This is a genomic window from Candidatus Palauibacter sp. (assembly GCF_965197445.1).
Classification (GTDB): domain Bacteria; phylum Gemmatimonadota; class Gemmatimonadetes; order Palauibacterales; family Palauibacteraceae; genus Palauibacter.
In genome coordinates, this window is the sequence record NZ_CBDANE010000004.1 from 499,423 (window position 1) to 510,298 (window position 10,876).

Below are 10,876 nucleotides of genomic sequence, written 5' to 3' on the forward strand. Positions count from 1 at the left end.
AAGGTGGTACGTGACCCCTCCGATGCGCGAAATCCTTGGCGGTTGGGTGGAGGAACGGTACACGATGTTAACATTGAAGATGCGGGTTGGACTTGGGGGGTAGTAGTCACCACCAAGCCCGAGCCATCTTCGGGCGTGCTCGTAGCGCAGCGTAGCGAAGATCCGGGTTACATCGCTATCCAGAGTAACATCGTCGTTTCTGATGACCATTTGGCTACGCTGGCGAGTCTCACCGATCGAGCCCTTCGTACCTTCCTGGCCGATCTCAAGCTTACGATTTTTGCCATTCCCGTCGAAGCTGTTTTTGCCGGTGAGGTGCCGGAGGGAGAGCGTCGTGACGGCAGCATGGAGGTAACGCTGACACGGCGACTCGTGGACGAACAGGTAACACGTGTAGGTTTCTTTGCTGGGTACAGGGCTGTGCGCTCAGCGAGCAATATCTTCAAGCGGTTCGAGAAACTTGCCGCGAGGTGACTGGACGAACGGACTCGCCCTACTTCCTGAATCAACAGGGGCGCATACCGCGCGGACGACGTGAGGCAGGACCACCGGACGTGCGCTACCAGCTTGGGGGAGCACGCGTTTCGCGTCCTGGGAACCGCATCACGTCCCCGAACATCTTCCGCGGCGCAATCTACCGTTTGTGGGAAGAGACCGCGAGCTGTTCTTGCAGTCGACTCGATGCAGGGCCCGTTGGCACATTGGGGCGCCATCGCCGGACGCTGCGACCGAAGAACGGATACGCTACTTACCCGTTCGGAGGTAGCGGTGAAGGCGCGGGAGATCGTTAGACGGATCTGAGCGCTGAGTTCTCGCCCCTAGCTACCCACACCGTTCCCGCGGTCTCCCCGTCACGTTCACTGATGGAGGTTATCCCGGCAGCCTCGTATAGCAAGAGGCCGTTGAACGTGTCTACGACGCTCAGCGAGGACGAAGCAAAGCCTTGTCCACATGGGTGATCCCCGCCACAGGTTCTTCCCGGAAGGCCTTCGAAACGGCCAAGGAACTCAAACAACGGAGATCGGAGGCGGACCTGAGAAGCCGTGCCTACTACGCAGCATACGGCGCCGCCAAGGCTCGGTATCGCCGCCGCCCACGGCAAGCCGAACGAGAAGTTCCTCCACGGTCAGATCGGCGGTATCATCATGACGGTCGCACCCGGTCACCCCGTACGAAAAGCCTGGAACTCGTTGCAGCAGCGGCTGACCGCCAACCCCTCCGCGTCGCACCGAGCCGCTTCCTTCAAGAAGCACCCACACCCGGAATTATATGTCAGCCCGCTTATGGCACATAAGATATATTATGTAAACTTGTACGCGAACTTGACCAGGAAAATCCTCTGATGCCCAACGGTCGTGAGGCTAGAGCGTGAAGGTGTGGGAGAACTTCACCATCAGCGCCCGCCCCGACGAGAACGGGAGCACCGGATCGCGGCCGTTGGTGCTGGTACGATCCACGAAGTAGCCCTCGTTGTAGACGACCCAGAGGTCCACACCCTCGCGGAAGTGATAGCGGAAGCGCGCGTTGACGCTGATCTGGTCCATCGTCGAGTTGTACTGCGCGAGCGTGCTCAGCGAGAGGTGCGTGTCGAGTGAGAAATCCAGGTTGAGTCTGGCCAGGTGTGTGGTAAGGTACGGACGACCGGGCAACTCGAAGCGATTGATGTCGTATCCGGGACGGATCTCCAGATGTCGGGAGATGTTTAACGCCGGGCTCAACCGCAGGCTCACCCGGCGCCCGTCGTAGAAGCTGCCGGCCGATCCTCCGAGTTCTCCCCTCACATGGCCGCCGCGCCCCAGCCGCACGGAGACCTCCGCTTCGTGAAACCGGTATTCTCCCGGGTCGATACTCAGCCCCGCGATCGGGAACGAGGTCCGGATGCTCTCGAAGCTCGAGCGGGACGTGAGGGTGAAGAAGCTGCCCGACTTCAGCGCTATGAGCATCTGAGGGGCGAACGTCCGGGATTCCGGCGTCAGGTCCGAGTTTCTGTAGTAGTGCTCGGTTTCAGTACTGATCGTCACCGCGCGAAGCTGCGAATCCACACCGAGGAACCAGGAATACCCGGCCGATCCGCCGAAGAGCGTGAAGTCCTTGCGCAGCTGGAAGCCGAGCCGCGGCAGGTAATCTCCCCCCACACGGCGATACTGCGCGCTGTAGGCGAACCCTTCCTGCCGCCGCCGCGCGAACTGCGCGAAGAAGGCACCGGCGTCGAGCGGGTTCCGCTCCACCACCTCGTCGTCGAAGGTCTGGGCCCACTTCAGCGTCAGGTATTCGTCCCCGAACACCCGGATTTCGCTGTCCGCGCCCCATGCGATGTTGCTTTTGCCGTAGGCGTCCACCCGCGTGGCGACGATCCCCCCGACCGAGGAATTCTGGTTGAAGACCTGCTGCTTGAGCCGCAGCACGCCCATGTTCTCGCCCGGCCGACCCGCCCTTGGGGCCGTCTGCATGTTGAGGAACCCGAAGTCCAGTCCCCCGGCCCGCCCGACCAGGCGCGCACCTCCATAGATGCGCACCAGTTCCCCGCGGTCGAGGCCGATGCGGCGGCTGAAGAACACGCGGTCCGTGATCCCGCCCGTGGCGAAGTCGAAGGTCGCCGACCGCTCCTGGAAGAACTGACGTTTCTCCGGGAAGAAGAGCGGGAAGCGCGTCAGGTTGATCTGCTGGTCATCCGCCTCGACCTGGGCGAAGTCGGTGTTCGCCGTCAGGTCGATGGAGAGGTTCGATGAGGGAGAGTACTTGAAGTCGAGCCCCGGCTCCCGCGTCGGTTCGTCGGTCGTCTCCCAGTACGCGGCCACGTCCGGCGGCTCCCGCAGCGTCGGGATCTGCGTCATCCCCCCGAGCAGATACGGCGTCACGTAGATCGGCTTCGCCCGGTTCACCGTGTGAAACGTGACGCGCTGCGCGAGCGAAGGCTTTCCGAAGCCGAAGAAGCCGTACTCGGGGGAGATGTCCGGATAGACGTGGCGCTCGTTCTTCCGCGAGATGGAACGGTACACGATGAGCCCCATCGTCACTTCCCCGCCGGTGTTCTGGAACCCCAGCGTCGAGAACGGGATGCGCATTTCCGCGGACCATCCCTCCCCCGTCTGCTGCGCGAGGCCATCCCAGTGCGCGTTCCAGTCGCTGTTGAAGGGCCGCGTACCCGCGGTCCATTCGGCATCGCCCCACACCGTGCGGTCGGACCGCGCCCCATTCGGATTCACCACGAACGCCACGGCCGTCTCGTGGTCGTTGTAGCTGTCGAGCACGATGGAGAACTGGTCGTCGCCGCTGAACCCATCGCGGCTGAAGCTGTTCGCACGTATCCCGCCGGGATCGGAATCGAACAGTCGCCCGGCGACATAGAGATAGCGGTCGTCGTAGGCGATCCGGATTTCCGTATCTTCGGTGAGTTCCCCGCCGTAGGTGGGCGAATACATCACGAGAGGCACCGGCTCGATGTCCGCCCAGACGGGCTCGTCGACGAAGCCGTCGAGGTGCACGTGCCCGTGTCCCTCGAGACGCGTGAGCGGGACGGGGGGCTTCCCTCGCCCGCCCTCCTGCGCGGCGCCCAGAGCCGGATTCGCGGCCGCGAACGCCGCCGCCAGACAGAGGGCGAAGCCGGATCGGGTCGGGCGCGTGGCCCGCAAGCCTCTCATGCGGGGGGCCGACCTACCAGATGAAGGTGTGCGAGTATTTGATCATGATGTTGCGTCCCGCCGACCATGGCAGCCTCGGATCGAATCTCCGGTCGCGTTCGAAGTTGAACCCTTCATTGTACACAATCCAGAGATCCGTGCCTTCCCGAAAGTGGTACCGGAAGCGCGCGTTGATGCTCGTCCGGTCAGCGAGGTTGTTGTACTGCGCGAACGCGCTGAGCGAGAGGTGCGTGTTGAAGGCGAAATTCAGCCGCAGGCGGCCGAGTTGCGTCGTCGTCGCTTCGCCCCGGCCGCGGAACTCGATCCGGTTGACCTCGTAGCCCCCGATCACTTCCAGGTAGCGTGAAACGGTCCACGTGGGGTTGAAGATCAAACCCACGCGCCGCCCGTCGTAGAAGCTCCCCATCGACGTCCTGATGTCGCCGCGGAAGATCGTGCTGCGCGGCAGCATCCAGTCGATACCGGCTTCGTGGAACCAGTACTCTCCCGGCTGGATGGACACCGACCCGACCGGGAACGGCCGCCGGATGTCCTCGAACTGCGCGTTCAGGTAGGCCGTGATGTTCGCGGTCGACTTGAAATCGAGCGACACCGAGGGACGGATCGAGCGGGACTCGACCGTGAGGTCGGCGTTGCGGTGGTAGTTCTCGCCCATCATCAGCAGCGTGACAGCGTTGAGCGCGGCGCTGGAGCCCCGGAGCCAGCTATGGGCGAACTGGCCCCCGTACAGCGTGAAGTCGTTCCGCAGCTGGAAGCCGAGACGCGGCAGGTAGTCCGGACCCACCCGCCGGTAGAAGAGATTGTACCAGATCCCGCGATCCGTCCGCCGCTCCCACCGGGCGCGGATGAGACCCGCGTCGAGCGTGTTGCGCTCCCTGACCCGCTCGTCGAAGGTCTGCGCCCACGTCAGCGTCAGGTATTCGTTGCCAAACGGACGCAGTTGAGCATCCAGCCCGTAGGCGATGTTGTCCTGGCCGTTCGCGCCGTAACGGGTCGCGACGATGCCCCCGACGAACGAATACGGATTGAACACCTGCTGCTTGAGCCGCAGCACGCCCATATTTTCGCCCGATCGACCCGCGGCCGGAGCGGTCTGCATGTTGAGGAACCCGAAGTCCAGGCCTCCAAGCCGGCCGACCAGCCTTGCGCCCCCGTATATCCGGACGAGTTCTCCCCGCTCAAGCCCGATGCGCCGACTGAAGAACACCCGGTCGGTGAACCCACCCGTCCCGAAGTCGAAGGTCGAGGTGCGTTCCTGGAAGAACTGGCGTTTCTCCGGAAAGAAGAGCGAGAACCGGGTCAGGTTGACCTGTTGGTCGTCCGCCTCCACCTGGGCGAAGTCCGTGTTGACGGTGAGATCGATGGCCAGATTCGACGACGGAGAATACTTGAGGTCGAGGCCGGGTTCGGCCGTATGATCTCCCTCCGTTCCCCAGAACGAGGCGGCGTCCGACGCCTCCCGCAGGACCGGTGTCCGGCTGAGCCCCCCGAGCACGTACGGGGTGAGGTATGCCGGGGTCGTGGGCCGCACCCCGCGCAGCGTCATCCGTTGGCCCTGTGACGGCTTGAGGAACCCTCCCTGGCCCCATTCGCGTCCGATCGCCGGATAGACGTGGCGCTCGTTCTTGCGGGCGATGAAGCGGTAGATGATGATCCCCATCGTCACTTCGTCGCCCTGCGCCTGGAAGCCCAGGGTGGAGAACGGGATCCGGTACTCCGCGAACCACCCTTCCTCGTTTCGCGAGGTGAGGACGTGCCAATGGGCGTTCCAGTCGACGTTGAACGGCATCACGTCTCCCGTGAACTCCCCGTCGTTCGAGAGCGAGCGATCCTGGCGGACGCCGGCAGGTGTCGTACCGAACCACAGTCCGGTCTCGTAGTCGTTGTAGCTGTCGATCACGAACGAGAGCAGGTCGTCGCCGCTGAACGTGTCGCGGTAGAAGGTGTTCAGGCGGATGCCTTCGGGGTCCGAGTCGTACAGCCGCCCGGACAGGTAGAGGTTCTCGTCATCGTGCGCGATCCGGAATTCCGTGCGCTCGGTTGGATCGCCTCCGTGGGTCGGCGCCCACACGAAGATGGGCAGCGGCTCGATGGCCTCCCACGCCGGTTCGTCCACCCGGCCATCGAGGATGATCTCGCCCGTGAGGCGGGGGATGGGGACCGGCACGCGGGACCGGAGCGACGCCACGTCCGCCTCGTCCGAGCCCCCGGCCTGCGCGGCGAGCCCCGGAGCCAGGAGCATGCATCCCGTCAGGGTCCACGCGAGCGGACCTGAGAGTCGCTGGATTTGACGACGCGTGCGGGCCAACGGCATGTGGGGTGTCCGGGTGGGTCAGGGAGGTGCTTCGCCTACCGCAAGAACACGCCGACAAGCCCGAAGGTTCAAAAGCTGAAGGTGTGCGAGTACTTGATCATGAAGTTCCGCCCGGCGGACCACGGCAGCCTGGGGTCGAACCCCCGATCTCGTTCAAGGTTCAGCCCTTCGTTGTACACCACCCAGAGATCCGTGCCTTCCCTGAAGTGGTAGCGGAAGCGCGCGTTGATGCTGGTTCGCTCGTCGAGGTTGTTGTACTGCGCAAAAGTGCTGAGCGAGATGTGCTGGTTCAGGGCGAAGGACAGCTTCAGGCGGCCGAGGTGGGTCGTCGTCGCCTCGTCGCGGCCGGCAAACTCGATCCGGTTCACTTCGTAGCCGCCGCCGACCTCGAAGTATCGTGACAGGCTCCAGATCGGGTTGAAGATCAGCCCCGCGCGCCGCCCGTCGTAGAAACTCCCAACCGTCGTCTTGATATCGCCGCGGAAGATCGCGGTGCGCGGCAGCATCCAGTCGATGCCGGCTTCCTGGAACCAGTACTCGCCCGGCCGGATCGACACATCGCCGACGCGGAACGGGATCCGGATGTCCTCATACTGCGTGTTCGAGTACACCGTGATCGTCGAGCCCGACTTGAAGTCGAACTCCACCTCCGGGCGGATCGAACGTGACTCCGGCGTGATGTCGGCGTTCCGGTAGTAGCTCTCGCCCGTCACCGAGAGGGTGATATTGTTGAGCGACGCGCTCGGGCCCTGAAGCCATGTATGGGCGACCTGGCCGCCGAACAGCGAAAAATCCCGCCGCAGCTGAAACCCGAGCCGCGGGGTGTAGTCCGGCCCCACGCGCCGATAGTAGAGGTTGTACCACAGCCCGCGGTCGGTCCGCCGCTCCCACCGGGCCCGGAACAGCCCCGCGTCGAGCACGTTGCGCTCGATGACCTGCTCGTCGAACGTCTGCGCCCATGTGAACGTAAGGTACTCGTTCCCGAACGGCCGCAGCTGCGTATCCACGCCGTAGGCAATGTTGTCCTGCCCGTTCCGCCCGAGTCGGGTCGCCACGATCGCGCCCACGAACGAATAGGGGTTGAGCACTTGCTGCTTCAGCCGCATCACACCCGTGTTTTCGCCCGAACGGCCCCCGGCCGGAGCGGTCTGCATGTTCAGGACTCCGTAGTCCAGCCCCCCCACCCGGCCGACGACCCTCGCCCCACCGTAGATCCTGACGAGTTCACCTCGCTCGAGCCCGATCCTCCGACTGAAGAACACGCGGTCGGTGAACCCTCCCGTCCCGAAATCGAAGGTCGAAGCCCGTTCCTGAAAGAACTGTCGTTTCTCCGGAAAGAAGAGAGAGAAACGGGTCAGGTTGACCTGCTGTTCGTCCGCCTCGACCTGAGCAAAATCGGTATTGACCGTCAGGTCGATGGCGAGATTGGAGGACGGCGAATACTTGAGATCGATGCCGGGCTCGGTCGTCGGATCCCGCTCCGCCGCCCAGTACGAGGCCGCGTCGGACGGTTCACGGAGCACCGGCGTCTGGCTGAGGCCTCCGAGCACGTACGGTGTCACATAGACCGGCGCGGTGGGGCGAACCTCGCGCACGGTCATCCTCTGCGTCTGTGACGGCTTCATGAACGCGAGCCTGCCCCATTCCCGCGCGATGGCCGGATACACCTGGCGCTCGTTCTTCCGGCTGATGTAACGATAGATGGTGAGCCCCATCGTCACTTCATCACCCTGCGCCTGAAATCCCAGGGTCGAGAACGGGATGCGGAACTCCGCGAACCAGCCCTCTTCGTTTCGGGTCGTACGGACGTCCCAATGCGCGTTCCAGTCCTGGTTGAACGGCGGGAGGTCACCCGAGAACTCGGCATCGTTGGAGATCGAGCGGTCGTGGCGGACGCCGGCGGGGGTGGTGGCGAACCAGAGCGCGGTCTCGTAGTCGTTGTAACTGTCGACCACGAACGAGAGCAGGTCGTCGCCGCTGTAGATATCGCGGTAGAAGGTGCTTACGCGGATCCCGTCCGGGTTCGAGTCGTACATCCGCCCCGACGCGTACAGATATTGGTCGTCGTGTCCGAGGCGGATCTCGGTCCGCTCGGTCTGCTCGCCCCCGTGGGTCGGGGACATGATGAACAGCGGGAGCGGATCGATCGTGTCCCAGACGGGTTCGTCCACGACCCCGTCCACTTCGATCTCCTCCGTGATCCGGGGGATGGGAACCGGAGCCGTGGAGCGGAGTGCCGCCACGTCCACCTCGCCCGCTCCCGCCGCCTGCGCCGCGAGCCCCGGCGCCGTGAGCGCGGTCCCCAGCGCGATCCACACGAGCGGGACCAGATCTCCCGCCCGCCGGCGAAACCCGCGGGCCAACGTGCCGGAGTTGCGCATAGTCCGGGGGAACGAACCGCCTGCCGCCATAGCGCGCCGGGGTGCCCGAGGGTTCAATCTCGTCGCGTGAGCAGAAAGAACCATTGCGGACCCCAGCGGAGGATCCTCTTCCGCGCACCCGCCGGAAGTCGCGAGAGAAGGCCCCACAACGGCCTCCAACTCCTTCCTGCTCCCCACTCGAGCGCGGACCGGATCGCACGTTCGGTGATGTCGGCGGCTTGAAGGCCCGGGACGTCCATGGTGCGCCTCAGCGGGCCGTACCCCAGAAAGCGGATGCCGCTGTAGTCCCTTCCCCGCCCGGTTCCACGGACGTACCGGTCGGCGAGCCCCGTCGGCAGCCAGCTGAGAAACGGCAGCCGGTAGTGGGGTTCGACAATCGCCCAGCGACTACCCGCGGTCACGTACGCCTGACCTCCGGGTTTGAGCACCCTCAACACTTCCGCGAAGAGTTTCCGCGGCTCGTTCACGTGCTCGTAGACATGGTTCAGGATCAGGAAGTCGAAACTTGCGTCGGACACGGGCAACCGGGCTCCGTCCGCGACACAGGTCCGCCGTCGTTCGATCGGGATGCCGGGATCGACCTCGAAGCCGAGGATACGGCGCCCACATATCCTCTCAAGTTCCCCCTTCAGGAGGCCCGTGCCACTCCCGACGTCACCGACCACCGCGGCAGCCCGGATTTCATCGCCCATGATCGTCGCCAGTACGGCCGCCTTCCGGAGCCGACTCTCCCGATACTCCGGGCTCGACAGGAACTTCATGTAGTAGTCGCTGCCGGAGCCGCCTGCTTGCGATGGCGAACTCCTCATTCAAGGAGTTCGGCGCCGCAGTGCTTGCAGTGGCCGGCGTCGGCATCGTGGCCCGGTGAGGCGCAGCGGAGACACACGCGCTCGAGGGCCTCCCGGCGGCTCTCTCGCCCGCCCGTCATTTCGGCGGTCACGATCCCCGTCGGCACGGCGATCACGCCGTACCCCAGGATCATGAGGAGGGCAGCCAGTCATCTGGCCCGCCGTGGTCTGGGGCGTGATGTCTCCGAAACCGACCGTCGTGACGGTGACGATGGCCCAGTAAACGCCGCGCGGGATGCTGCTGAAGCCCGATTCGGCCCCCTCGATCACATACATCGCGGCGCCCACCACGGTGACGACCACGAGCACCGCGACCACGAACACGGCGATCTTGTATGCGCTCGACCGCAAGGCGCGAATCAGGAGGCGCTCTCCGCCCACGAACTGGGCGAGCTTGAGGACCCGAAAAACGCGCAGCACGCGCAGCAGGCGGATAACCGCGAGCGCCTGGCCGCCGGGAATGAACAGTCCGACGAAACCCGGAAGCACGGCAAGGAGGTCGACGATACCGAAGAAGGAACGCGCGTACCGGGTCGATTTCTCGGCAGAGATGAGCCGGAAGGCGTATTCCACCGTGAACAGCGCCGTGAAGACCCACTCCAGCGCCCGCAGCCCCCCGCCCGAGCCGGGCCGAAGTTCGTTTACGCTCTCCAGCATGACTACGACGACGCTGGCCACGATCACGCCGATGAGAATGAGGTCGAACAGCCGCCCGGCCGGGGTCAGGTTGCCGAAGATGATTCGGTGAGCCTCGCACCTCCACCGCGGTCGGGTGGAAAACACGGGGTGGCGTTTGTAGTCGATCGCGGGCCGCACGGGCTCCCGCCGCGACGGGAAGTACGACATCGTCCGGTCTCTTGCCATCACAGCCTCCCGAGCAGGGAGCGCAGACGCAGGGCCCAGACGCGCCACACCGCCTCACGAACGATGGCCCCCGACATCTTGCTCTGCCCCGCGACCCGATCGGTAAACACGATCGGGACCTCGCCAAGCGTGAACCCTTTCTTCCAGGCGCGGAAGTTCATCTCGATCTGGAAGGTATACCCGGTCGATTCCACCGCATCGAGGTCGATCGCCTCGAGCACTCGACGCCCGAAGCACTTGAACCCGCTGGTCGAGTCCGCCAGCCGCAGCCCGGTGACGAAACGCGCATACTTGTTCGCATAGTAGCTGAGCAGCAGGCGGGACATCGGCCAGTTGATCACGTTCACGCCGGCAGTATAGCGCGATCCGACCACGACATCGAAGTCGGCGCTCGCCGCGATCATGTCGGGCAGATAGCGCGGGTCGTGGGATCCATCGGCATCCATCTCGAAGATCCAGTCGAAGTCCCGCTCGAGCGCCCAGCGGAAGCCGGCGACGTAAGCCGATCCGAGCCCGGCCTTCCCTTCCCTGTGCAGCGCGTGGACACGCGGCTCTGTGGCGGCGATCGAATCCACGAGCGCGCCGGTCCCGTCCGGAGAGGCGTCATCGACTACGAGCACCGAGAGCCGACGGTCACGTGCCAGGACGGCCGACACGATGTCGGCGATGGACTCGATCTCGTTATACGTAGGCAGGATGACGAGGCCACGATGACCCGCGTCAGGATCGGGTCCGGTGTCTGTGCCGGGGTCGGAGTCGCAGGTGAACGGAGTGTCGGAACTCATGGCGCCCCCAACCTATCGACCTCCCGGCCGCTGCCGCAGCCGT

Annotated in this window: 7 protein-coding genes; 1 reads left to right on the forward strand and 6 read right to left on the reverse strand. The window is 64.5% G+C overall.

Translation table 11 applies throughout. The features are described 5' to 3' along the window. Positions 1-3: 3 nt before the first annotated feature. A complete protein-coding gene (locus ACN9M6_RS06060; protein ID WP_419162015.1) occupies positions 4-474 on the forward strand; it encodes a DUF2299 family protein in 471 nt (156 codons plus the stop codon). A gap of 887 nt (positions 475-1,361) precedes the next feature. On the opposite strand, the gene ACN9M6_RS06065 is transcribed toward ACN9M6_RS06060, so the two are convergent. From ACN9M6_RS06065 to ACN9M6_RS06090, 6 genes are all read right to left on the reverse strand, one after another. Further along, on the reverse strand, positions 1,362-3,641 hold the full coding sequence (locus ACN9M6_RS06065) for a DUF5916 domain-containing protein (RefSeq protein WP_419162016.1): 2,280 nt from the start codon (positions 3,639-3,641) through the stop codon (positions 1,362-1,364). A gap of 13 nt (positions 3,642-3,654) precedes the next feature. Beyond that, on the reverse strand, positions 3,655-5,883 hold the full coding sequence (locus ACN9M6_RS06070; RefSeq protein ID WP_419162017.1) for a DUF5916 domain-containing protein: 2,229 nt from the start codon (positions 5,881-5,883) through the stop codon (positions 3,655-3,657). Between the two features lie 140 nt (positions 5,884-6,023). Then, positions 6,024-8,336: a DUF5916 domain-containing protein gene (locus ACN9M6_RS06075; protein WP_419162018.1), complete on the reverse strand. Its 2,313-nt coding sequence runs from the start codon at positions 8,334-8,336 to the stop codon at positions 6,024-6,026. Positions 8,337-8,389: 53 nt separating this feature from the next. Further along, positions 8,390-9,145: a class I SAM-dependent methyltransferase gene (locus ACN9M6_RS06080; RefSeq protein WP_419162019.1), complete on the reverse strand. Its 756-nt coding sequence runs from the start codon at positions 9,143-9,145 to the stop codon at positions 8,390-8,392. Beyond that, positions 9,146-10,048 carry an ion transporter gene (locus tag ACN9M6_RS06085; RefSeq protein WP_419162020.1) on the reverse strand — a complete coding sequence of 301 codons (903 nt, stop codon included), beginning with the start codon at positions 10,046-10,048 and terminating at the stop codon, positions 9,146-9,148. Beyond that, positions 10,048-10,833 (reverse strand): polyprenol monophosphomannose synthase, encoded by a 786-nt coding sequence (locus ACN9M6_RS06090; RefSeq protein ID WP_419162021.1) that lies wholly within the window; start codon positions 10,831-10,833, stop codon positions 10,048-10,050. The genes ACN9M6_RS06085 and ACN9M6_RS06090 overlap by 1 nt, the downstream gene beginning before the upstream one ends. Positions 10,834-10,876: the final 43 nt, after the last annotated feature.

What these genes read in the sequence shown, in the direction of transcription:
- ACN9M6_RS06065 (WP_419162016.1), bottom strand. Translation starts at nt 3,641, where the DNA reads ATGAGAGGCTTGCGGGCCACGCGCCCGACCCGATCCGGCTTCGCCCTC.
- ACN9M6_RS06070 (WP_419162017.1), bottom strand. Translation starts at nt 5,883, where the DNA reads ATGCTCCTGGCTCCGGGGCTCGCCGCGCAGGCCGGGGGCTCGGACGAG.
- ACN9M6_RS06075 (WP_419162018.1), bottom strand. Translation starts at nt 8,336, where the DNA reads ATGCGCAACTCCGGCACGTTGGCCCGCGGGTTTCGCCGGCGGGCGGGA.
- ACN9M6_RS06080 (WP_419162019.1), bottom strand. Translation starts at nt 9,145, where the DNA reads ATGAGGAGTTCGCCATCGCAAGCAGGCGGCTCCGGCAGCGACTACTAC.
- ACN9M6_RS06085 (WP_419162020.1), bottom strand. Translation starts at nt 10,048, where the DNA reads ATGGCAAGAGACCGGACGATGTCGTACTTCCCGTCGCGGCGGGAGCCC.
- ACN9M6_RS06090 (WP_419162021.1), bottom strand. Translation starts at nt 10,833, where the DNA reads ATGAGTTCCGACACTCCGTTCACCTGCGACTCCGACCCCGGCACAGAC.